Below are 22,438 nucleotides of genomic sequence, written 5' to 3'. Positions count from 1 at the left end.
GCCTACCCACCTTGATAAAAAGGCGATAAAGCGCCGAAAAAACCGCCTTAAAACGATAAAAAAGTCCTTGCTTTGACTTTGTTTACAACATTAAACAATTGATTAACTTTATGATAACAAAAATAACAATCGCGACTATTCGAAGATAGTGAGCTATTTTCCATCCCAAAAAAATACCAATATTATCAATAAATTAAATAATTCCTCATATATTAACCATCTCAATAACAAAAAATAACAGATAATAATATTGCTTTTATTCTTTTTATGATGAATTAATTTATACGTTTGCGCTGTCAGAAAGTAAAAACTCAAGATTAATATAACGATAATCCCTACACGAGGTTCCTATGATACCGACAGTGAAGAACGTATTTCTTCTAACTATTGGCTCCTATTCAATGTCATCCAGTCTTAATGCGGCAAACTTAGCAACAACCACTTTTCAAGTTTTAATGACGGTAACCAGCTCCTGCCAAGTGAGTGTTAATTCTGATATCAACTTAGGCTCCGTCAGTTTAAACACTAGCAATCCATCGTCGAAAACCACATTGAGTGTGACCTGCTCGAAAAACATTCCTTTTAGCATTGGGTTGTCACCTTCGGCGCTGAATAGTGGTACGGATGATGGCACAGGCACTTTATCTTCAGTGACTAATTCAATAAGCAACACCGATAAAATTCCTTATCAGCTCAAACAATCATCTGCAACAGGAAGTCATTGGGGAAATACCGCAACATCGTTAACGCAAGGAAATGGAATTTCCGGAACGGGCAATGGAGAGGTGCAAAATTTTACAGTTTATGCGGTAGTGACAAACACTAATTTCACGCCAGATACCTATTCTGACGTTGTCACTGTTAACGTCAATTATTAAGGCTTCGTCATTTCAAAATCACTATAAGGAAGATCAAACGAATGGCATGCAGACTTTCACCATTATTTATCTGTTCATTCATCTGGTTATTCTACTCAAGCCAGCTTTATGGAGGTGGGTTACAAGTCACACCTGTCACACTGACATTTAATCCCCAACAGAATTCCGCAGGAATTTGGCTAAGTAATAATGGAAAAGAGCCGATACAAGCGCAAGTGAGGACATTTCTCTGGTATCAAAAAAATTCAAGCAATGAGCTAGTGGCTACCAGAGACATTATTATCAGTCCTCCTATGATCAAACTGAACCCCAATGAACAACAATTAGTCAGAGTGATCCGGAACAACAATATAATGGGGAGTGAAGAACTAGCCTATCGCCTTTCAATAAATGAGTTGCCTACCGGGCAGAATAGCAGCAATAAATTACAATTTGTTTTGCATTATTCACTGCCTATTTTTGTACAACCCTTAAATATGCCAAGTGCTACCGTTTTCTTAGAATGGCAGCTCATAAAATATCCATCTAAAAACACCCTGATTGTACATAACAATGGCAATAGCCATGCCCAACTATCCAATATTCACTTCATTGACTGCAAAGGAAAACATACGATCATCAATTCCGGCTTGTTAGGATACGTATTGCCGCGCTCAACGATGCAATGGGAAGTAACACTGCCCGAAGTTTGCTCCAAACCAAACAATACAATAAAAGTTTTGATCAATGGTGAACAGCAAACCTACCCTATTTAATATTTGTTACCTGCATTTATTAGCAGAAATTTCCCTGCTATTTGCTGCTTTTTATCCTATTTTGGTTACCGCTCAGCTAAATGCTTACCCTACTTCCTTTGAACATTTGATTGATGATACTTCATCGCTACCCGGCACTGAGCTTTATCTTGAGGTCATCATTAATCAAACGCATTTTGGTATTGCTCGCTTTGGTTATCAAGATGACACACTGTGGGTAAGTGCTGAAACATTAAAACAATTACATTTCAATCTCCCCACACAACATAAAAGCCTTATCGGCTTGCATGAACTAACCGAGATTAGTTATCGCTATCATGCCGATCAGCAGAGATTGATTATTGACGCCCCACTTTCATTATTAACTCTTAACGCTACCACTATTGACTTAATAGCGTCAGAACAAGTGCAAGCTCACGCCTCAAAAGGCGCTTTATTAAATTATGATTTGCATCTAGCGAAAAATATCACCAATTCATTAAGCAGTTTTTCTGAATTACGATTATTTAATCCATTTGGCCTATTGAGTACGACACAGCAAAGCCACAATACACTGGGACACCCTGAATTATCCTCCTCATTGACGCGCATAGATACTGCTTGGCGCTCCTCATTTGAAGACAAACACCTATTTTTGAATTTAGGGGATACCGTCACTCGTGCTTTAACATGGTCACGCGCCACACGGATTGCAGGGTTACAAATAGCTACTGATTTTTCCTTACAGCCATATATGCCAACTGCACCATTGACGACTTTTTATGGTTCGGCAACGGTGCCATCAAACGTGGAATTATATATTGATGGTATTAAACGCTATAGCGGTGAAGTGCCAATCGGTCATTTTGCATTAAATAGCTTACCAACGGTCAGTGGTGAAGGAAAAGCGCAAATTGTGTTAACTGATTCATTAGGTAGAGCCACGACTCAGAATATTTCATTTTATAATGACCAAACATTATTACGTGAGGGGCTTGTTGATTGGTCAGCTGAAATTGGCTTTATACGTGAAAATTATGCTATTCGCTCATTTGATTATGCTAGCAAGCCCGTTATAAGCACAACGGTTCGTTATGGGGAAAATAATTATTTAACAACCGGCACTCATGCCGAATTGGCAACCGATTTGTTCAATTTGGGGATTGAAAGTCATTGGATACCACAAATAGGAGGAGGAACACTTTCAACCGCTATCGCGATAAGCACTGACTCTCGCACTCCAGGTTGGCTCTATTATGCGGGTTATCATTGGGCTAATAATCTCATTAATTTCAGCGCCTCAACCACCATAACCACACCTCAGTATCATGATATTGCAACAAATTATTCTGCGCCACCATTGGCGTTTAATGGTAATGCTGTTTTTGGCTATAATTCGGAATATCTTGGTAGTTTTAGTCTGTCCTATTTTGGCTTTCGCCCCCATAATGACCCGACAATAGGTTATTTGGGTGCTCATTGGTACAAACCTATTAACGATACGCTATCTATTAGCGCCAGTATTAATAAAAAACTTACCGATGATAAAGAAAGCATTATATACCTAGCAGCCACCATGCTACTCGGGAATAAGCAAAGCATTCGCATCACGAGCCAAAAAAACCAGAATGCTCAAATGTACCAGATAAATGTAAACCAATCGGCCCCTTCAGAGGGAGGGTTAGGCTGGAATATTACGGCAAGCAAGCAGGATAGTGAAAATAATCACCAAATCGATATTAATTATTTTACCGATAAAATACATCTTAGCTCAGGGTTTAATAACCTAAACCAAACCCACTCACAGTATATTGGTGCAAGTGGTGCTATCGCCGCGGCTAATAATCACTTTTTTATTTCAAAGCCAATTATGAATAGCTTCGCCATTGTATCAACAAATGGTATCGGCAACCTTCCTATTCGGTTAGAAAATAGCGTTATCGGTACAACAAATCATGATGGGTTACTTTTAATTCCTTCACTTAATAGTTACCAGCGAAATGTGCTAACGTTAGATCCAACTCATTTACCTGCCAATATTCAAGTTAAACAGACCCAAATAGACGTTATCCCCAAATATCATTCAGGTGTTCTCGCTAAATTTGATTTAATTAAAACGCACCCTGCATTAGTGATCCTCGCTGACCCAAATGGTGTGCTATTACCTGAGGGAAGCCAAGTTGCATTAAATGGCCAAAAAGAGAATTTAGTGACAGTGGGATACGATGGCATAGCCTATTTCGATACCTTAAAAACTGACAACCATCTGCTGATCCATTACCCCAAAGGAGAATGTACTGTCACATTTACCTATCCAAAAACCGATGAGCTTATTCCTCAGATTGGCCCATTACACTGCCATCCTGAGTCATCCCCTTATTTAGATTAAAATCCGTCAAACAAGGATCAAATGATGTCTACTCACATTACTAACAAATACAAAACGCTGAGCTTATTATTCACTTTCTTTGCAATATTTCTCAATCAACCTCGCCCCGCTTATGGCTTAACTTGCTCCATTTTAAATATCGACACACTTAATTTCGGCAACATCATGCCCTTAACTAATAATACTGCAACTACCTCACTCACTATTCATTATAGTTGTACGAAGGAGTTACTCGATACGTTTCTTGGCGCCACACTATGTTTAAATATAGGTAATTCCAGTACCTCTAGCCAAATCGTTTCTCGGCAAATGTCCCCCATTGGAATAAATGCCCCCATAAGCTATCAGTTATATCAAAATGCAAATTATAGTCTTATTTGGGGGAGCCAATATATTTCTGACACTAGCCCTGTCATGATCAAACTGAATATCGGTCAAGGGTCAACGCCAACAACAGGTTCGGTGACCGTTTATGCCCAATTATCGCTCAATCCATCAACCGTGATCCCTGCCACTTATATTGATACCTATACCTCATTGACTGCTAGCTCAACTTTAAATATCGGTCTGCTCAGTACGCCAAATAGTTGCGGTTCCATTATTGGCCCCACTTTTCCTTTTACTGTGACAACCACAGTTAATAAGCAATGCATTGTTTCCGCCAGCGGCGATATTCATCTCGGTAATGTCAAAAGCCAGACAACCAACACCACAGCTAATGGTAATATTTCTGTTACCTGTACAAATACAACCCCTTTTAGTATCGGTTTACTACCTTCAAATAATAATTTGCAAGGTGCAGGTTTCTTGCAAAGTCCAACAACAACCGATCAAATACCTTATCAACTTAGCTCAACACCAGGACCCAATGGGATAATATGGGGTAACAACCTCGTTAATTTGTTTTCTGATATAGGCTCTGGTATCGCTAAGCTCTACCCCGTGTATGTCACTGTTCCTTCTGCTAACTACCAACCCGGAAATTACAGCGATACCGTGACAGTTAATGTCAGCTATTAGTTTTATGGCAAAACAGAGTTAGTTAGACATCATCAAGATATTCCTATTTTGATAAGAGCTTAGAGCTTGTTCTAATTCATTTTCCCATATCATATGCTTTAAAATTCATTAAGTAATAAATAAGGTGTGAAAATAAAATATAAAATTCATCAATATCTTTTAATTAAAGCAATCGCCCTATGAGTACAAAATTCCACGCTGGGAATGATCTTTGAAGATTTGCTTATTAAACAATGCATGTAACTATTTGTTATTATAGATAAAAATTAAAACAATCAGAATAATTATTTTATAGGATATACTTTTTTAGCATTAAAATTTACAACTAACAGACTTTGTCCTCTACTTAACAAGCATTCTAAGTGTAAGATTTTTTATCATTGTAAAACAATGAGTTAAAGAAATTAAACGTTAGGAATTTTCTGGAACGTTTTTTCGCTCAATGTACATAGATTTTTTCTAATATTTTCGATAGTTAAGCGTTTTTCATCAAAATAACGAACAAAAACGAAAACATTTTATACTACTTAAATACTAAAAATGGCAAAACGAAAGCAATAAATATCGATATGACAATTATTTTACGCTGAGTCACTTATCCTAGGCCGTTCGGATTATTCCGATACATTTACACCCCCACCCTCGGCATATATTATTTTTCCTAACCGAAATCACCATGCGCATAGGCTGATATTAATGATATTGAGCAAGGAATATATTGCTCTTATTGCAATAAACCATCGTTATTAATCACCTGACTTATTATTATAGCTCAGGATAATAAAAGGACATATTATGCCAACTCCATGTTATATCTCTATCGAAGGAAAAACGCAGGGCAACATCACTGCGGGAGCATTTACCCCTGAATCGGTCGGTAACATCTATGTAGAAGGTCATGAAGACCAAATGCTGGTACAAGAGTTTTCCCACATTGTGACCGTACCAACTGACCCACAATCCGGTCAGCCTTCAGGCCAACGTGCTCACAAGCCATTCCGTTTTACTGTGGCATTAAACAAAGCGGTACCACTGCTGTATAACGCACTGGCGTCCGGTGAAATGCTGCCAAAAGTGGAACTGAAATGGTACCGCACGTCTGTTGAAGGGAAGCAAGAGCACTTCTTCACCACCACACTGACCGATGCGACTATCGTCAACATCGATTGCCAAATGCCACACTGCCAAGATCCGGCCAAAGCGGATTATACGCAGCTGCTCGAAGTGTCACTCTCTTACCGTAAGGTGGACTGGGAGCACACCGTAGCAGGCACTTCTGGTGCTGATGACTGGCGCGCACCGCTGGAAGCGTAATCGCTTCACTCGACGAGCCTACATAGGCTCGTCTTTCTCTATTTAATGTCATGACGCCTACCCGTTAATTCGGAGCCTATTTATGTTCTCAAAAGACCCCAAAAAACCATCTATAGATCCGATAGCCTCGATTCAAGACGAAGTCATCAATCAAGCTAAAGATGCCTTAATTTCTCAAGCGTCCGCCAAAACTCAACAAGCCATTAATGCGGCGCAAACAGCGTTATCTGTAGCCTCTAATATGACCTCACGCCTTAATGGTGTTTCTGCTGCACTCACACCCGGCGGTGGGTTTACTGGTGGACTACAAGGAGCAATATCTTCAGAAACAGGCGCTTATAGTGAGATGGCTGATAAAGCACAATCCACACTTCTCAGTGCTCTAGGACTCAACCCTGATCCAAGTGGATTAGTATTTACCTGTGAAATCGGATTATTACCTCCGGGAACATTACAAGTTACCGATTTTTCATTAACGGAAGGGCTTTCTTCACTCTTTAGCTTGAGCATTAATGCCGTCAGCCTACTCCCAGTGATAGATTTCCAAGAACATCTTGGTCAAGTTTCATCACTTACCGTCAAACGTGACGGTAAAGTTGTGCGTACCGTAAAAGGTATTCTTGCAGGGGCTGCTCAAGGTAATACCGATGGAGTGAAAACGTGGTATCATTTTGATATTCGTCCTGAAATGTGGATCATGACCCTCAACCAAGACAGTCGTATTTTCCAAGACCAAAACGCCCCCACCATTTTAAAAACCTTATTAGACGAAGCGCACGTCAAATCAGACTGTCTTTTTTACCGTGAAGCTTTACATCCGGTACGGACCTACACCACACAAAAACGGGAATCCGCTTATGACTTTTGGTGTCGCTTAGCCTTTGAAGAAGGGATTAACTTCTGGTTTGAAGATGAAGAGATGTTCTATAGCGATGAACATATGGGAATGACCGCGGGGATCCACCTCACCTACAACCCACAAGCCGATACCGATATAACGGATAGCACCGTTTCAACATGGCAATACGGTGAATATCTATGCTCAGATGAGACGATCCAAAAAGATAATAATTATGTTCGACCTTCCTACCCTCTGATGCATAAAGGGAAATTAGAAAAAGGTGGGCAACATAGTGTGTTTGAAAGTTATGGTCGTTTCCAATTAGATGCGGAAGGCGAACCTTTAACAAAGGTCCGATTTGAGCAATTACGTAGCGGTAGTCGCATGGGGAATGCCACGACTAACTGTTTTGCCTTACGTCCGGGAAAAATTTTCACCTTACAAAATCACCCAAATGCGCTGATGAATGACAGTTGGCAAGTCATCACTGTCACTCACCATGGCGTACAACCACTCGCCGATAACGGGGGTGGTGACGGAACTCAACTAAGTAATAGCGTTACATTTATACCTGGCCGTGAAGAATGGCGCCCGCCTCATCATTACAAACCAACTGCCGATGGTGATGAATTAGCCACCGTAGTTGGTCCTCCAGGAGAAGAAATTTACGTCAACGAATATGGTGCCGTTAAAGTCCATTTCCATTGGGATCGCTATGGTAAGCCTGATCATGGCGCCTCCTGTTGGGTGCGTGTTGCTATGGGATGGAGTGGCAATGGCTACGGTTTTTCTGCCGTACCTCGTATTGGCACTATTGTGCAGATAAGCTACTTAAACGGGGATATTGACCGCCCCATTATCACGGGATGTACCTACGATGGGCGTAATGCACCACCAATAAAATTTCCTGAAAATAAAACGCGTACGACCTTCCGTACGAAAACCCATAAAGGAAAAGGTTTTAACGAGCTACGTTTTGAAGATGAGGATGGCAAGCAGGAAGTGTTTATTCATGCCCAAAAGGACATGAATACGAAAGTGCTCAATGACCGTACTACCCATGTATTACATGACCATATGGAAGTGGTTGATAACGACCAAGCGATGCTGGTGAAAGGCAATCGCACTGAAAGCATTAATAAAGACAATACAGAGACTGTTGGGCAAAGTAAAACTATCAATGTTACCAATCAGTTATCCATTAATGTCGGTGATGTCATTGAACTCCGCTGTGGAGCCAGCGTGTTGCGGATGGATAGTGCAGGCCATGTCACAATTAATGGACATAAGTTTAATTTTGAAGCATCCGGACCTGTACAAATTACCGGTAAAGATGTGGACTTAAACTAGAGGATAAGAAATGGAATTTCGTAATCTTACGCCTTTTTCAGTTCTTAATTATAAAATGCTCAATGTGGAAGATATTGAGCACCATGTAATTGCTATGAAGGTTGGGTACGCTCTGGTCCCAACAGAAAATAAAGGGGAATATGTTCCTTCTTTACTGACTGATTTAAATTTTGAGTTTGAAGATCAATTTATTAGTAAACCAAACAGTTCATCTGTTCTCGTAGAAAGTGACTTAGCCCCCTTCAAACCTCATTGTGATGTACTAATCAATGGCATAGCGTATGCACCAGACAACACGCCCGCTGAATCCATTACTGTCTCTTTTACCATGACAAGCCGAGATAATAAGGTACTAATTGAAAAATCCCTACGCTGTTTTGGGGCTCGTCAGTTTGTACTCGATGAAAAGTCAGGTGAATGGAAGTTAACTTCTCCTTCTCCCATACGGCAATTGCCGATTGATTATCGTTATGCATTTGGTGGTGAATGTAAGGTCTATGAAAATGAAAAACTGGCTAAGCCTATTCCCGATGAAGCGTTATTTCCTGAGGCGCTACGTGCTGAGCATCCTGAAAAGGATTTCGCACCGATAGCACACAGTACCTATGAATACAATCCGCTAGGACAAGGATTTATCACACCATGGTATCAACAATCTAAAGAAATCACTGTACTTCCTGCCCCACAAATCGAATCATTAGAATATCCAATCACCACTGAATGGTTGACGTCACAATTAAATAATGAGTTGCAACAAAATCCTGTCGCTGGATTTGGGGCGATTGGTCGAGCATGGTTGCCTCGGCGCTTGCTTGCTGGAACCTATGATGAAACTTGGTTAAACCAACGTCATCCTTATCTCCCCAGTGATTTTGATTTTGGTTATTGGAACTGTGCACCAATCGACCAACAAATTACTTACCCAAAAACTGATTTTTCACTAATACTCAAAAATTTAACACCAAGTGGTGAACTCAACACAACATTACCGGGACATCGGCCTTTTGTTTTATTGCGCATGTTAAATGGCCTTTTTATCCCTCTACATCTCAATTTAGATACGCTGTTAATTGATACTGAGAAATTACAACTGTCCTTAACCTATCGCTTAATGTTTGAAGCTGATTTACCTATACGTGTATGTGAAGCTCGATTTGAAATGGATCCAAATGCCCCATTAGTTCGTCTTGCTGAAACTCAAGAGGAGTTGAACCATGGCTGATAATTATTTAGCTCGCCAACAAGGTGAATGGTTGGTGATTAGCTTAACCCCTGATGTCTGTAAAACGCCTATAGGTTCATCAACACCGCCAATTCCATACCCTGTTATTGCAAAATTAGAAACTGCAGTCTCTGTGGTGCCATCCGTCAAAGCCAATGGTCATCCTGTTGTTGTTTACGATCAAAGCTATATTCCAACCACTTTAGGTGATGCGCCAGGAGTAGCTAATGGTGTGAAAAGTGGTACTGTCGGCGGCAAATGCTATCCCATCGAGCATTCAAAGAGTGTTCGAGTAGGAAAAAAACCTATATTGCGTCATGACGATAAATTTTGGATGAATGGGAAATAGGGATATAAAAAATGAAAGTTTATCTGACAGACGAAGTCCCCGAATTAGGGAAAGATAATCGTTATGCAAGCATTGAGACCATAGATAAACAATGGGGAGATAGTATATTATCCACTGCCCCGCAAGGTTCTGCTGAAAGTAATGGACAACGCATTAGTTATGTTGGGTTAGAGTCTGGTCTAAATTTACAATTCCACTCGTCTTCCTCAAATGACTATGTCACAGTTTCATTAAAAGATAATGAATACAATGAGATACCAGGTTCACCTGTTCATTATATCAGCAATCAGACTTACGATGAATTTATCCAGAAACATCAACTTGATAACATACCGTTATCATCCCATTTTTTTCCTCCCTCAAATGGAATAGAAGCAAATGGAAATACGATAGGTATAATCACGCATATTGCCCTAACCGATAATCAAGAAGTGGGAAACGCGAATCCTATTGTAACTAGTGAAGGTCAAGAAGAAACAGAGGTTATTTCTCAAATCCTGAATCAAGCCATAAATCAAATCCCTTCGACGCAATCCGAAAGCACTAAGTGGATATTAGAAACACAAAAAAAGGTTAGAAAAACCGTTAATGATTTAGCAGACGACCCTATCGGGGGGGCAATAGGCGCAGGCAAGCAATTCTATAATGATATTGTGGATATTGGTGAATTGCTAGTGACAGGCCTACATTATTATTCTGCTTTTGAATCCATAAAACTGGCGATAATAGGGAAAATTTTTGGGATTGATTCGTTAGCTGACTATGCAATAAAAAATGCTAAAAATTCACTTGAATCGGCTAAAAATACGGATTTAGATCACTTGAAAGCAGAATTAACGACTCCAGCAGAAAATGCAGGAGCTTCAATCTATGAGGTTGCTAGTTATGCAACAGGCGCGGGTGGACTAGCAAAAGCCACCGTAAAAACGACAGCTAAAACGGTAAAAAAAGCGAATAAGGCGCGCAAAGATCTCGATGTTCCGATGGGGGATATAAGCACACCGCCCTCAGCAGGGGGAACAATTAAGGGAAAAGGCAAGGATAACCTGAATACGCCAGAAAAAACACCGGAACCACCGCAAACCAAAATCAATGAAGATAGCCAGAAAACCAAATCATCAGATGGCGGTAAAAATAATAAAAATGATGATGTACACACATGTGGTGATCCCGTTGATATGGTACGTGGGGATCTTATCCAAGTATGGCAGGCGATTAATATCCCAGGGGTACTCCCCATTGAATTAGTGCGAAGTTACTACTCGACTCAAACACACCGCGGTATTTTTGGTAATAAATGGGCAGATAATTGGTCCATGCAGCTTGAAGTTAATTCAAAAACGGTTGAGTTTCAAGATAGTGAAGGGCATTCCTACTTATTTGACACTCCCGAAGAGGAGGTTTATGCCCGTAATATGCGTGTACCTCACTATTTATTACAAGGAAATAAGCGTACAGGTTTATGGATACAAGATAATCGTCGCCAACAAAAATATCATTTTAAACATCAGTTTGCGGCTGTTCATAAGTTAGCATCAATATCCAACTTGCAAGGATTATCATTGCAATTTGAGTATGACGACAAACATCAGCTTAAGCACCTTACCCGTTACGATGGTTTAGAATTACATTTACATTATGCTCATGACCAATTAATTCACATTGATTTACACCATCAAAAGCAAATTAAGCGATTGGTGACTTGTGCTTACGATAAATATGGTTTTTTGAGTGAATGTGATGCTTTCCAACAAAACCACTTATGGCACACTTATACACCTGAAGGTTGGATGACCTCATGGCGAGATACAGATCAAACAGAACTCACTATTCGTTATGATAAACAAGGACGGGTCATTCAAACTCATTCAGATAGTGGGTATTGGTGCGATCGTTTCTTATATGATGACACATTACAGATTAACACTTATATAGACGGTGAAGGAGGTCATTACCGCTATTATTACAATGAAGATCAATTGGTCGTGCGCACACTTGATCCCCTTGGACGAGAAACACGTACAGAATGGCAAGATTTCAAAAAAATCAGTGAAACCAATGATATTGGTGAAATAACTCGCTATGTTTATCATGCCGATGGCTCATTGGCACAAGTTTACCTCCCAAATAAACGCCATATAGGTTATGAATATAATGATGATGGGCAGCTCACTCGCTATGTTTCTCCCTTAGGAGATATATGGCAACTTACCTATGATGATATGCATAATTTATCAGCCATCATCGATCCACAAGGTCAAATACAAACTTACGAATATAGCCAACACGGCGAACTGCTCAAAGCCATTTCTCCCGATGGTGCACAGTGGCAATATGAATACAACGCCGCACATCAACTGATTAAGAGCACTAACCCATACCAAAATAGCACTGAATATCAGTTTGATGAACTCGGTCGCTTACAAGCTTATACCGATGCACTCAAGCACACTACCCGCTACCGTTATAGTCAAGAGCATGACGGCGTTAACGGCAGTGTCAGCGATGTATTATTACCTGATGGCACCCATCAACACATTGAATATGACAGCGAGCGCCGCATTGTTGCGGTCACCGACGGTGAAGGTCGCACTACCCGCTATCGGTATGGCCCGTTTGATTTGCTCATGGCAATGGTACGCCCCGATGGCAGCGAAATTCATTTTGAATATGACGCATTAACTCGTCTGAAAAAAGTGATAAGCTCACTCGGTGAAACATATACCTATGAGCGTGATGCGGCTGGGCAAATCATTCGAGAAACCGATTTTACTGGACGCGTACTTGAATATCGTTACGACCGCTTAGGCCGACGCATTGCCACCCGTTACCCCGATAACCACGAGCTTCGCTGGCGCTATGCCTCCTCGGGGGTCATCATTGAACAAAGTGAATGGGTCGACGATGGCATTAACACGCAATGCCTCTCCACCACCACCTATGAATACGATACCCATTTACGCCTCGTGAAAGCCACTAACCCCGATTCCGTGGTCGAGTTCGAATACAATGCCCACGGCCAGTTAACCTGCGAACGCATTAATGGCCGTGAGGTACACCATCAATGGGATGAAGCTACACATACCCTCACCCAAACGCGCTTTGGTGAACGTGAACTCCATTACGCTTTCGGTCAATTGGGGGAATTAACTTCCCTACAAGTGGGTCAGCATGCCCCCTTACGCTTTAGCTACAATGCCGTGGGACAAGAATATTTACGCCGCAGTGACGCCGGCTTTGTGAACTCCAGTCACTACAATGCAGCCGGTTTATTAGCACACCAACGGGCTGGACGCGGCTCCGAGAACTTCTTACGTGCCATGCAAGAAGCGCCGCATTTGCCTCCGGTCTGCACCGATGTGCACCGGTCATTCCACTATGACCGCGCCCATAATGTCGTGGGTATTGAAGATACGCGTTGGCAGCGAACCCAATACCGTTATAACGCCAATGACCAAATCACAGAAACCCAATACAGTAATCAGCACCGTAGCCAATACGAGCGTTTTCAGTACGACGCTAACTTAAACCTGATTGAACACACTGTCGTGCCTGAAGGCGCTCAAGTGGCTCTCCATCAGTTATCCCAACAGCAACAAGCCGGACGCGTTATTCGCCGTGGGTTACCTCGTGGTTATCAAGACTACCATTACGATGTGAATGGGCGATTGGCTAAGAAAGTGGTACATCAACACGGCTATCGCCCTCAAGAGTGGCGCTATCTGTGGAACACCCAAAACCAACTTATCACTTGCTTTACCCCCAGTGGCGATGTCTGGCGTTACACCTACGATGCCTTTGGGCGGCGGCTCAGTAAAACTAAAACGGTGGATAGCGAAAAACTCAATGCGCATCCCGCCTTCCCCGTGTTAAAACCTCGTGTGACCGCGTGGCACTACTTGTGGTCCGGTGACCAAATGGTGGAAGAGGCCCCCGTCTATGCCGACGGAACTGTGGCATATGATGCGGGTATTCAATGGCTCTATCAGCCGGGGGCCATCACCCCTACTGCTCGCTATCAAAATGGCAAATTGCACTATGTGGTCACTGACCATCAAGGTACACCCCGAGAGATTTTTACTGAAAAAGGGATAGCCAGTTGGGCAGGACGCCTCAATACGTGGGGGCAAATGGCATTTTGGCAGTCTCAAGACGGTCGAGCCGACAATGACCCAAATTATACCGAATGCCATTTTCGTTTTGCCGGGCAATATGAAGACCGCGAAACGGGCTTGTATTACAACCGCTTTCGGTACTATGATAAAGACAGCGGGCTGTATATTTCGCCAGACCCGATAGGGCTATTGGGTGGGTTGAATCCTTATGGGTATGTGCACTGTCCAACAGGGTTTATTGATCCGTTGGGGTTGGCTTGTTGTCCTGGAAAGATAACAGGTGATCCTAAAACACTCAGAGAAAAAATTAACTTAGCTCGTTCAGGTGATATTTCAGCTCAAGCCGAATTAGCTTATGCTAAATATATGCGCGATCAAGGGCATAATGTTCATTTTAATACGCCTCCTAATCGTTCTATATCCATGGCTGATTTTACTGTTGACGGTGTTCAAATTGATACTAAATTATTAAATGGGATCGGTGGGAATGCAGCTAAAAATATTACAAAAGGAGTGAGGCAAGTCGGTGATGATGGTGTAGTTCAAGTAATTAGAAATTCAAACTCACCTGTAAGCTTAGAACAATTCCAGGGATTTATTAATGGATACAAACCACCTAACTCCTCCGTCAGAATTGAGCTAATCGATCAATCAATCTTACAACCTTATTGGAATTTTTGAATATGGTTATAAAAAGTAATATATTAGTTGAATATATAAATAAAGATAAAATATTCGATACACTTAATAATTACTTATGTGTATTCGATTTGGACTTTGATATATCTGATTATGATTATTTTGATATAGAGGAATATAAATTACTCGCCGTAAAATATAAGGATGTTGTAAAAGACGACCAAAGATTAATTGATATTTTTTCTAAAGTTAATTTTATGTATGAAGTTGATATAGGAACATCGTTGACATCTATAGAGAGTCGATATTTACCAGTTATAACTGATTTTATAGCCCAAAAGTTATCAGAAAAATTACATTGTAATGTCTTAACATCGTTTAAATCTTTCAAGGGTGATGATGATTGTTATGTTAGTTTTTTTTGCGATGGTAAGGAACAAGTAAATCTATCATCATTTGATGTATCAATTTGGGATGAGATTGAATGGTCTAAATCTAACTAATAAATAAACCAATAGATTTGATAATCTGTTGGCTTATTTTTCTTTAATAGCCGCTCGGTTAACCCTCAGCGGCTTTTTTGATTTGCGACTAACTCATTGATCTTGAATTTAATCTCATTGAGTTGCGCTTGCTGTTGTTGGTTCTGCTGCTTAATCGTTCGGGTGTCTTCACTGTCGGGGATTAACACCAAACAGCCGTTTAAAATCTTCACGGTGAAGGTGAAACCTGTATCAAAATCGGCCTCTTTTAGCCACTGTCCTTTACGGTGTATGGGCGGCGGTGGGTTGGCTTTGCTGCCGATCGGGACATAACCTACGGTGTAATAACGTTCTATTTTTTGAGATTTAAGGGCTACATCAGCCCCAATTTTGGTACATCAACACGGCTATCGCCCTCAAGAGTGGCGCTATCTGTGGAACACCCAAAACCAACATGATGCAGGTATTCAATGGTTCTATCAGCTGGGGGCTATCCCCCCTACCACTCGCTATCAAAAGGGGCAATTGCACTCTATGGTCACTGACCATCAAGGTACACCCCGAGAGATTTTTACTGAAAAAGGAATAACCAGTTGGGCAGAACGCCTCAATACGTGGGGACAAATGGCGTTTTGGCAGTCTCACGACGGTCGAGCCGACAATGACCCAAATTATACCGAATGCCATTTTCGTTTTGTTGGGCAATATGAAGACCGTGAAACAGGCTTGTATTATCACCACTTTCGGTACTAGGATAAGGATACCGGACAATATCTCTGCCCTGGCCCGATAGTGCTACTGGGTGGACTGAATCCTTATAGTTACGTACACAACCCAATGAAATATATTGCCCCTTTTGGATTAAATACTTCTTTATCCGGTGGCGCTCATGCTTCAGCTCAGCCCAAGGGGCATTACTCAACCAGTATTACAATACAGCAGAAAATGCAAATGATGCTGTAAATAGCTAAAAAACAGCAGGAAAGCTTCCTAATAATTAAGTAACGAATCTCAAGTTGAAGCCGCAGGTTGGTCTAGAGGAAAAGCTCTCGGTAATTATGTTCCTGAAGGACAAATAGAGGGGGATATTTTCGCCGACAGTACAGGTATTTTACCTGATTCTCCTGGAAGAGTATGGTATGAAGCCGATATTGGTTTGGACAATAAAACGTCTAAAGCTAAACAACCCGAAACACGCTTATTGTATTCTAATGATGGATTAACTTATACATAACCTCTAATCATTATGAATAATGCTGAATCATTAGATATTTGTAATTGTAAAGGGAAGAAATAGTCATGAAGAACATCATATTAGATGGTAATCAGCAAAGCACTCCTCTAGAAGTCTACAAAGTATTTTGTAATGAATTTGATTTTGGTCCTTACTTTGGAAATAATCCTGATGCATTATATGATTTCATGATTCCAATTGATGAATGTGATAAGCCTTTAACTATTACTTGGAAAAATAGCAATATTTTTAAAAGTAAGTACCCAGTAGAATTTGAACAGTTACAATCTGTTTTCAAAAAAATTTCAGTTTTTGAAAAGCTTAACAAAGAAAATTTCAATTTTGAGCTTCTATGAGATGGATTTTTTCATCTATATAACTGATTAAATATCTAACCAGCAGCTTAAATATCCTGCTGTTTTTTTTGTTGTTAATAGCAGCTCAGTTTCCCCTTTAGCCGCTGATATACTCCGCCATCAGCTCGCGCATAGTGTGTTTGATGGTACTGAGTTGCGCTTGCTGCTGTTGGTTCTGTTACTTCATCGCTCGGGTGTCTTCGCTGTAGGGGATTAACACCAAACAGCCGTTTAAAATCTTTACCGTAAAGGTGAAGCCTGTCTCAAAACCCACGGCTTTTAGCCACTGCCCTTTAAGGTGTATTGCCGGCGGTGGGCTGGCTTTGCTGTCACTCGGGGTATCTCCCAGTGTGTAATAACGCTCTGTTTTGGGAGGATTGCAAGCGTCCGGTGAGCCCCACCTAGCTAACCTTACTTTAGTCACGATGAAAAATTCCTGTACGATGCGAACTTAAACCTCACCGAGCACATGACGTTACCGTCGGATGTGCAAGGGGCGATGTTGCAGTTATTCCAGCAACAACAAGTAGGGCGTGTCACACGGTGGGATATGGCAAGGGAACACCGGCTTACGATTCACAAGTTCAATGGCTGTACGAACCGGGAGCTATTATACCGACGGCGCGTTATCAAAAGGGGCAATTGCACGCTATGGTCACAGACCATCAAGGTACACCCCGAGAGATTTTTACTGAAAAAGGGATAGCCAATTGGGCAGGACGCCTCAATACGTGGGGGCAAATGGCATTTTGGCAGTCTCACGACGGTCGAGCCGACAATGACCCAAATTATACCGAATGCCATTTTCGTTTTGCGGGCAATATGAAGACCTAGAAACGGGCTTGTATTATAATCTCTTTCGGTACTATGATAAGGACAGCGGGCAGTATATTTCACCAGACCCGATAGGACTACTGGGCGGGTTGAATCCGTATGGGTATGTGCATAGTCCGACAAAATTTATTGATCCGTTTGGGCTAGCGGGCGGTAAGGGAAATAAAGGTGATATTGATAGTTATTATCGAACTATGTCACAAGAGCATTATGACCACTTAATGGATACTGGCCAATTGAAACCAACTTATGAAACAGTTATTTCACCTACTCAATCGTTCTCTGAAGGTTATAGTGGAGTACTAGTCCGTTTTGATCTGAAACCAAATACAATTGAAGAGCTCATGACGATAGGTGTTAGAGACAAATCTAGAGTAACTCGTCAATTTTCTGATATGCCTTTCGTAGATAGCCTTGAAAGTAGTTGGAAAAGCTCTCATGCGTATTTTAAAGGTGAAAAAGGACAATTAATTATAGGATTAGGAGATGGTAAAGCTTTAGATATATTTAATATATGGAATAGATAACGTAACTAAATTAAAAGAGATTTCAACTAAATGAATGCTCATAATACTAATTTATTAGACTTGTTTTTTTCTCAAAAAAATATCCTCATCTGAAATGGAAAAAATTTGATTTTGAAGGAAAACTAATTGATGATTTCCTTTATGATGAACTTGATGTCACCATTCAAAACCAAGATCCTGACTATTTAGAAGATATAATTACACTTTATTTCATTTTTGAAATTAATCATTACCCCATCAGTAAATTAAATGAGATTTTACTTGTTACTTGGCATTACAGACATGAAGATATTGCTAGTTTATTACAAGATATATGCTCGCCAGAAAGTATCAATTATTTATATCAAGCAATTCAAACGAAATTTAACTACCTCTCATTTGATGATAGCCATGCACTAGCTGTTAAATGCATTTGGGCATTAGGTGATATAGGAACGCAAGAGGCATTGGATAAATTAGAAATCTTATCTAATTCAAATAATGATATAATAAAAAATAATGCTACAGAACAATTAAAACGGTATAAGAAAAATAAAGTTTAATGAAATTAAGTAGGTAACCATGTTAGCATATGAAAAACACGCAATAAAAGCATTCTATACAGAACAATATGTTAGAGTATATCAGGCATACTCAAAAACTATAGCGAACAGTACTACTGAAAATAATACTTTCGTTTCCCCACCGTTTAGTATGACACGTATGACATGGATTAAACCTTCATTTTTGTGGATGATGTACCGCTCTGGGTGGGGAATGAAAGACCTTGGTCAAAAATGTATTTTGGCTATTGATATTTCACACGACGGATTCAAAGAAATTCTTCATCAAGGTATTATTAGCCATTATGATGAGTCTCTTCACTCATCAAAAGAAGAGTGGAAATATAATGTTCAACAAAGTGATGTTGTTATTCAATGGGATCCTGAGTGTGATATTTTTTAAACAAATTAGAAGAACGCACAATATAAATAGGATTGCGCAATCATGCTGTTGATAAATATGTTAATCAATGGATAATTAATATAGAGGATATTAAAGAAAGAGTTCGTGAAATTCATAAACTAGTGAAGAAAAATAACTTAAATATGGCTTATAGTTTACTACCTAATGAAAAAAATATTTTCTGAGATAAAATCAATGTTAAATAAGAAGTAATAACAAACATCTCTATTTTAAAGTACATATCATTACTTTTACTAATTTAAATAGGTGTAGCTTAATCTCACCTTGTTGTATTTCCTATTATAGTTCTTATTTCTTAGAAAATACTTAAAAAAGTGAAATTATCAGTTTTTATGGACGGTTAAATACGAAGGGGCAAATGGCGTTTTGGCAATCTCACGACGGTCGAGCCGACAATGACCCAAATTATACCGAATGCCATTTTCGTTTTGCTGGGCAATATGAAAACCGCGAAACGGGCTTGTATTATAACCGCTTTCAGCACTATGATAAGGACGGAGGGCAGTATATTTCACCAGATCCCATAGGGCTATTGGGTGGGTTGAATCCATATAGTTACGTACACAATCCAACGAAATTTATTACTCCATACGAACTGAGTAGTTTTGCTCCATTTATGCATGGAGAAATTACTGATTTTCCTAAAGACCTGCACTTTGGCCAAAATAGAATAGCCCCAAACTTTAGTAGTATTGGTAGCCAGGCCGATCCTTTAATAGCTGGAAGGCCTATTCTCGATGTTGCGAATGATATTAAAGTTGGACATATTAGCCCCGATACCTTTGTGATTTCATACACAATTGATCCAGCTACAGGTAAACCTGTAACTCTTAATAATCGTGGCTTAGCTGCTATAATTGAGTCTAGTAAATACCCACAGCACGCAATATATGTTCCATATGAAAAGGTACCGAAACACTTAGTTAAAGATATTTTAGATAGGCCTCCATCTAGATCTATAAGCATCACACAGAATAAAGATGGATCTGGACTAAACAAAATAATTTTTTTTAAAAATTAATAAGGGAAAATATGAAACTACTATTAGCTTCTGAAAAATTAGCGTTTAAAGTATCTACTACGGATCTTGAGGTAATTTATACAGAATCAGGTGGGGCAAAACTTAGGATTGATATTCAAGATATTGATAATTTTAAAAGTGATACGTATCGTGAAATAGAAATTCACTTTTTAATGGTGGCTGAATTACGATGTGTTTCTATGAATTTTTTTGATGCTTATTCTGATAATTATTCTATAGAAAGCCAAGGTATCATAACTAATAGAATTAACTTTTGGGAGCAAAATGGATACCACTCTGATTCAGGAATTTACCAAGTAATGAATTCTGATATATTGAAACATAAAAAAGTACTTTATGACCCATTAAATAGATTTGATTTAAAACATTATTTAATTACTGGAAATGATAGTTATGTTGAAATAGTTTCATCCAAGTATGAATATGATTAAATATAGTTATTAGGCCAGAAGAACCTTCCAATCTTCTGGCTTCTTCGTTTTTAAGAGCCGCTCAGTTTTGCTTTTAGCCGCTTGTATACTCTGTCATCAGCTCGCGCATCGTGTGCCGTATGGCAGTTAGTTGCGCTTGCTGTTGTTGGTTTTGTTGCTTAATCTCTCGGATGCCTTCGCTGTCGGGGATTAATACCAAACAGCCGTTTAAAATCTTCACTGTGAACGTGAAACCAGTCTCAAAACCCGCTTCCTTTAACCAATGCCCTTTAAGGTAAATCGCCTGTGGTGGACTGGTTTTGCTGCCGTTTAGGGCATACCCCACCGTATAATAACGCTTTGTTTTTAAGCATTAGGTACCGTGGCATATGATGCTGGCATTCAATGGCTCTATCAGCCGGGGCCATCACCCCTACTGTTCGCTATCAAAAGGGGCAATTGCACGCTATGGTCACAGACCATCAAGGTACACCCCGAGAGATTTTTACTGAAAAAGGGATAGCCAGTTGGGCTGGCGCCTCAATACATGGGGTCAAATGGCGTTTTGGCAGTCTCACGACGGTCGAGCCGACAATGACCCAAATTATACCGAATGCCATTTTCGTTTTGCCGGGCAATATGAAGACCGCGAAACGGGCTTGTATTATAACCGCTTTCGGTACTAGGATAAGGACAGCGGGCAGTCTATTTCACCAGATCGAATAGGGCTACTGGGTGGGTTGAATCCTTATGGGTGTGTAAGTAATCCAACGAAATATATCGATCCTTTTGGGTTAGTATGTTGCTTCTTTGCAAAGAACCCTAAACAAGCTCATGCCATCATTCAAGAAAAGTGGGGGCATACCATGTCGAAAAGAGACATGAGGGAGCTACAGCTCACGGTTGATAGAATAAAGCTAAGGCAACCTAAATACTCAAATGATGGAAAAGTTTTCGAAAACAATCCCCAAATGGGTAACCCAAACAGCCAGAGATTGGATACAGGTAGCGGTCCCTATAAAGAATGGACTGTTAAAACTCCCGATGTTGGGACTAATGGCGCTAGACGTATTGTTGTAGATTCTAAATCAGGTCGAGCATATTACACACATGACCATTATGATTCATTCATAGAAATAGATCTCAAAGGGTGGAAATAATGCATATTGAAAAAGAAATCACATTAGATTGTTCTAAGTTTAGTAATGAAAATATTTTCTATGATGAGCTAATTCCTATATTTGGCTTTCCTGATTTTTTTGGTAGAAATATAAATGCGTTAATAGATTGTTTGTCTGGACTGAGGTACCCAGAGGAGGGAATGATTAAAGTTAATGTAACTAAGAATGGCTCTCTTCTTTTAATCCTTAAAAATTACAGTTTAGCGGATGATATTGTACAGAAAACACTTATGTTTTCTGTAGAATCAGTAAATTATAGATCTCAACAAGACCAACTAGAGCCTGCGATATTATTATGCCTAGAGAGATAGAGACTCGATTTATCACCCGATAATAAAATCATTGTGCTTAAATAAGCCAGAAGATCTACCAATCTTCTGGCTTTTTTGTCATTAATAGCTGCTTAGTTTAGCCTTTAATCTCTAACATATTCCGCCATCAACTCACGCATGGTGTGTTTGATGGCACAGAGTTGTGCTTGCTGCTGTTGGTTTTGTTGCTTAATCGCTCGGGTATCTTCGCTGTCGGGTATCAAGACCAAACAACCGTTTAAAT

Annotated in this window: 24 protein-coding genes and 2 pseudogenes; 23 read left to right on the top strand and 3 right to left on the bottom strand. The window is 40.1% G+C overall.

The genetic code is table 11. From position 1 onward, the window contains the following. Positions 1-401 precede the first annotated feature (401 nt). The 10 genes from PR699_RS00115 (at position 402) to PR699_RS00070 (ending at position 15,354) form a co-directional block, all read left to right on the top strand. Positions 402-878 (top strand): spore coat protein U domain-containing protein, encoded by a 477-nt coding sequence (locus PR699_RS00115; RefSeq protein WP_071599648.1) that lies wholly within the window; start codon positions 402-404, stop codon positions 876-878. 41 nt (positions 879-919) lie between these two features. Then, on the top strand, positions 920-1,633 hold the full coding sequence (locus PR699_RS00110) for a molecular chaperone (RefSeq protein ID WP_014658049.1): 714 nt from the start codon (positions 920-922) through the stop codon (positions 1,631-1,633). Then, positions 1,605-4,001, top strand: a complete 2,397-nt coding sequence (locus tag PR699_RS00105) for a fimbria/pilus outer membrane usher protein (protein ID WP_014658048.1) — start codon at positions 1,605-1,607, stop codon at positions 3,999-4,001. The genes PR699_RS00110 and PR699_RS00105 overlap by 29 nt, the downstream gene beginning before the upstream one ends. A 24-nt stretch (positions 4,002-4,025) precedes the next feature. Further along, positions 4,026-5,021, top strand: coding sequence for a spore coat protein U domain-containing protein (locus PR699_RS00100; protein ID WP_014658047.1), 996 nt, complete (start codon positions 4,026-4,028; stop codon positions 5,019-5,021). A 795-nt stretch (positions 5,022-5,816) separates the two neighbouring features. After that, positions 5,817-6,335 carry an Hcp family type VI secretion system effector gene (locus tag PR699_RS00095; protein ID WP_004918557.1) on the top strand — a complete coding sequence of 173 codons (519 nt, stop codon included), beginning with the start codon at positions 5,817-5,819 and terminating at the stop codon, positions 6,333-6,335. Positions 6,336-6,417: 82 nt separating this feature from the next. Beyond that, a complete protein-coding gene (locus PR699_RS00090; RefSeq protein WP_004918555.1) occupies positions 6,418-8,526 on the top strand; it encodes a type VI secretion system Vgr family protein in 2,109 nt (702 codons plus the stop codon). A 10-nt stretch (positions 8,527-8,536) separates the two neighbouring features. Then, positions 8,537-9,748: a DUF2169 domain-containing protein gene (locus tag PR699_RS00085; RefSeq protein WP_004918554.1), complete on the top strand. Its 1,212-nt coding sequence runs from the start codon at positions 8,537-8,539 to the stop codon at positions 9,746-9,748. Continuing rightward, the gene (locus PR699_RS00080) at positions 9,741-10,097 is read left to right on the top strand and encodes a DUF4150 domain-containing protein (protein ID WP_014658046.1); all 357 of its coding nucleotides are present in this window, start codon (positions 9,741-9,743) and stop codon (positions 10,095-10,097) included. Before PR699_RS00085 ends, PR699_RS00080 begins: the two co-directional genes overlap by 8 nt. Positions 10,098-10,108: 11 nt before the next feature. Continuing rightward, complete coding sequence (locus PR699_RS00075) at positions 10,109-14,893, top strand: RHS repeat-associated core domain-containing protein (RefSeq protein ID WP_272577816.1); 4,785 nt, start codon at positions 10,109-10,111, stop codon at positions 14,891-14,893. 2 nt (positions 14,894-14,895) lie between these two features. Beyond that, on the top strand, positions 14,896-15,354 hold the full coding sequence (locus PR699_RS00070; RefSeq protein ID WP_036943729.1) for a hypothetical protein: 459 nt from the start codon (positions 14,896-14,898) through the stop codon (positions 15,352-15,354). A gap of 65 nt (positions 15,355-15,419) precedes the next feature. Here PR699_RS00070 and PR699_RS00065 read toward each other — a convergent pair whose 3' ends face one another. Then, positions 15,420-15,689, bottom strand: a complete 270-nt coding sequence (locus PR699_RS00065; RefSeq protein ID WP_272573002.1) for a SymE family type I addiction module toxin — start codon at positions 15,687-15,689, stop codon at positions 15,420-15,422. Positions 15,690-15,723: 34 nt separating this feature from the next. Here PR699_RS00065 and PR699_RS00060 point away from each other — a divergent pair, with 34 nt between their 5' ends. The 3 genes and pseudogenes from PR699_RS00060 to PR699_RS00055 all read left to right on the top strand — a co-directional run bounded on the left by PR699_RS00060 (position 15,724) and on the right by PR699_RS00055 (position 16,923). Next, positions 15,724-16,086: an RHS repeat protein gene (locus PR699_RS00060; protein ID WP_014658042.1), complete on the top strand. Its 363-nt coding sequence runs from the start codon at positions 15,724-15,726 to the stop codon at positions 16,084-16,086. 271 nt (positions 16,087-16,357) lie between these two features. Beyond that, positions 16,358-16,567: pseudogene (locus PR699_RS19645) on the top strand (ribonuclease domain-containing protein); the annotation flags it as partial. A gap of 65 nt (positions 16,568-16,632) precedes the next feature. Further along, positions 16,633-16,923, top strand: a complete 291-nt coding sequence (locus tag PR699_RS00055; RefSeq protein ID WP_272572999.1) for a barstar family protein — start codon at positions 16,633-16,635, stop codon at positions 16,921-16,923. A gap of 178 nt (positions 16,924-17,101) precedes the next feature. Here PR699_RS00055 and PR699_RS00050 read toward each other — a convergent pair whose 3' ends face one another. Then, a complete protein-coding gene (locus PR699_RS00050) occupies positions 17,102-17,347 on the bottom strand; it encodes a SymE family type I addiction module toxin (RefSeq protein WP_014658040.1) in 246 nt (81 codons plus the stop codon). Positions 17,348-17,466: 119 nt separating this feature from the next. Here PR699_RS00050 and PR699_RS19625 point away from each other — a divergent pair, with 119 nt between their 5' ends. The 7 genes and pseudogenes from PR699_RS19625 to PR699_RS00025 all read left to right on the top strand — a co-directional run bounded on the left by PR699_RS19625 (position 17,467) and on the right by PR699_RS00025 (position 20,723). Beyond that, positions 17,467-17,757: a hypothetical protein gene (locus tag PR699_RS19625; RefSeq protein WP_050979622.1), complete on the top strand. Its 291-nt coding sequence runs from the start codon at positions 17,467-17,469 to the stop codon at positions 17,755-17,757. Further along, positions 17,721-17,843, top strand: a pseudogene (locus PR699_RS19620) (RHS repeat-associated core domain-containing protein); the annotation flags it as partial. The gene PR699_RS19625 and the pseudogene PR699_RS19620, both read left to right, overlap by 37 nt. A gap of 21 nt (positions 17,844-17,864) precedes the next feature. Beyond that, a complete protein-coding gene (locus PR699_RS19615) occupies positions 17,865-18,284 on the top strand; it encodes a hypothetical protein (RefSeq protein WP_318563181.1) in 420 nt (139 codons plus the stop codon). A 561-nt stretch (positions 18,285-18,845) separates the two neighbouring features. After that, a complete protein-coding gene (locus PR699_RS00040; protein WP_014658038.1) occupies positions 18,846-19,229 on the top strand; it encodes a DUF4291 family protein in 384 nt (127 codons plus the stop codon). Positions 19,230-19,261: 32 nt separating this feature from the next. After that, positions 19,262-19,414, top strand: coding sequence for a DUF4291 family protein (locus PR699_RS00035; RefSeq protein WP_272573000.1), 153 nt, complete (start codon positions 19,262-19,264; stop codon positions 19,412-19,414). Positions 19,415-19,608: 194 nt separating this feature from the next. Continuing rightward, complete coding sequence (locus PR699_RS00030) at positions 19,609-20,271, top strand: RHS repeat-associated core domain-containing protein (RefSeq protein ID WP_272573001.1); 663 nt, start codon at positions 19,609-19,611, stop codon at positions 20,269-20,271. Between the two features lie 11 nt (positions 20,272-20,282). Next, positions 20,283-20,723 carry a hypothetical protein gene (locus PR699_RS00025; RefSeq protein WP_014658036.1) on the top strand — a complete coding sequence of 147 codons (441 nt, stop codon included), beginning with the start codon at positions 20,283-20,285 and terminating at the stop codon, positions 20,721-20,723. Between the two features lie 73 nt (positions 20,724-20,796). Here the strand turns inward: PR699_RS00025 and PR699_RS00020 are convergent, their stop codons facing one another. Next, positions 20,797-21,048 (bottom strand): SymE family type I addiction module toxin, encoded by a 252-nt coding sequence (locus PR699_RS00020; protein ID WP_014658035.1) that lies wholly within the window; start codon positions 21,046-21,048, stop codon positions 20,797-20,799. A gap of 59 nt (positions 21,049-21,107) precedes the next feature. Here PR699_RS00020 and PR699_RS00015 point away from each other — a divergent pair, with 59 nt between their 5' ends. The 3 genes from PR699_RS00015 to PR699_RS00005 all read left to right on the top strand — a co-directional run bounded on the left by PR699_RS00015 (position 21,108) and on the right by PR699_RS00005 (position 22,194). Next, a complete protein-coding gene (locus PR699_RS00015; protein ID WP_014658034.1) occupies positions 21,108-21,428 on the top strand; it encodes a hypothetical protein in 321 nt (106 codons plus the stop codon). Positions 21,429-21,568: 140 nt separating this feature from the next. Continuing rightward, positions 21,569-21,862 carry a ribonuclease domain-containing protein gene (locus tag PR699_RS00010; protein WP_014658033.1) on the top strand — a complete coding sequence of 98 codons (294 nt, stop codon included), beginning with the start codon at positions 21,569-21,571 and terminating at the stop codon, positions 21,860-21,862. Further along, the gene (locus PR699_RS00005; RefSeq protein ID WP_014658032.1) at positions 21,862-22,194 is read left to right on the top strand and encodes a barstar family protein; all 333 of its coding nucleotides are present in this window, start codon (positions 21,862-21,864) and stop codon (positions 22,192-22,194) included. The genes PR699_RS00010 and PR699_RS00005 overlap by 1 nt, the downstream gene beginning before the upstream one ends. The last annotated feature ends 244 nt before the right edge of the window (positions 22,195-22,438 follow it).

This window comes from Providencia sp. PROV268, from assembly GCF_028477805.1.
Classification (GTDB): Bacteria; Pseudomonadota; Gammaproteobacteria; order Enterobacterales; family Enterobacteriaceae; genus Providencia; species Providencia stuartii.
Note: the sequence above shows the minus strand (reverse complement) of the source record. Positions and strands in the feature narration are given on the sequence as shown.

Excerpts from the sequence above, each read along its gene's own strand:
- PR699_RS00085 (WP_004918554.1), top strand. The coding sequence starts at position 8,537 with ATGGAATTTCGTAATCTTACGCCTTTTTCAGTTCTTAATTATAAAATG.
- PR699_RS00070 (WP_036943729.1), top strand. The coding sequence starts at position 14,896 with ATGGTTATAAAAAGTAATATATTAGTTGAATATATAAATAAAGATAAA.
- PR699_RS00080 (WP_014658046.1), top strand. The coding sequence starts at position 9,741 with ATGGCTGATAATTATTTAGCTCGCCAACAAGGTGAATGGTTGGTGATT.
- PR699_RS00105 (WP_014658048.1), top strand. The coding sequence starts at position 1,605 with ATGGTGAACAGCAAACCTACCCTATTTAATATTTGTTACCTGCATTTA.
- PR699_RS00010 (WP_014658033.1), top strand. The coding sequence starts at position 21,569 with ATGTCGAAAAGAGACATGAGGGAGCTACAGCTCACGGTTGATAGAATA.
- PR699_RS00030 (WP_272573001.1), top strand. The coding sequence starts at position 19,609 with ATGGCGTTTTGGCAATCTCACGACGGTCGAGCCGACAATGACCCAAAT.
- PR699_RS00025 (WP_014658036.1), top strand. The coding sequence starts at position 20,283 with ATGAAACTACTATTAGCTTCTGAAAAATTAGCGTTTAAAGTATCTACT.
- PR699_RS00075 (WP_272577816.1), top strand. The coding sequence starts at position 10,109 with ATGAAAGTTTATCTGACAGACGAAGTCCCCGAATTAGGGAAAGATAAT.
- PR699_RS00055 (WP_272572999.1), top strand. The coding sequence starts at position 16,633 with ATGAAGAACATCATATTAGATGGTAATCAGCAAAGCACTCCTCTAGAA.
- PR699_RS00090 (WP_004918555.1), top strand. The coding sequence starts at position 6,418 with ATGTTCTCAAAAGACCCCAAAAAACCATCTATAGATCCGATAGCCTCG.
- PR699_RS00095 (WP_004918557.1), top strand. The coding sequence starts at position 5,817 with ATGCCAACTCCATGTTATATCTCTATCGAAGGAAAAACGCAGGGCAAC.
- PR699_RS00015 (WP_014658034.1), top strand. The coding sequence starts at position 21,108 with ATGGCTCTATCAGCCGGGGCCATCACCCCTACTGTTCGCTATCAAAAG.
- PR699_RS00100 (WP_014658047.1), top strand. The coding sequence starts at position 4,026 with ATGTCTACTCACATTACTAACAAATACAAAACGCTGAGCTTATTATTC.
- PR699_RS00005 (WP_014658032.1), top strand. The coding sequence starts at position 21,862 with ATGCATATTGAAAAAGAAATCACATTAGATTGTTCTAAGTTTAGTAAT.
- PR699_RS00110 (WP_014658049.1), top strand. The coding sequence starts at position 920 with ATGGCATGCAGACTTTCACCATTATTTATCTGTTCATTCATCTGGTTA.
- PR699_RS00115 (WP_071599648.1), top strand. The coding sequence starts at position 402 with ATGTCATCCAGTCTTAATGCGGCAAACTTAGCAACAACCACTTTTCAA.
- PR699_RS00040 (WP_014658038.1), top strand. The coding sequence starts at position 18,846 with ATGTTAGCATATGAAAAACACGCAATAAAAGCATTCTATACAGAACAA.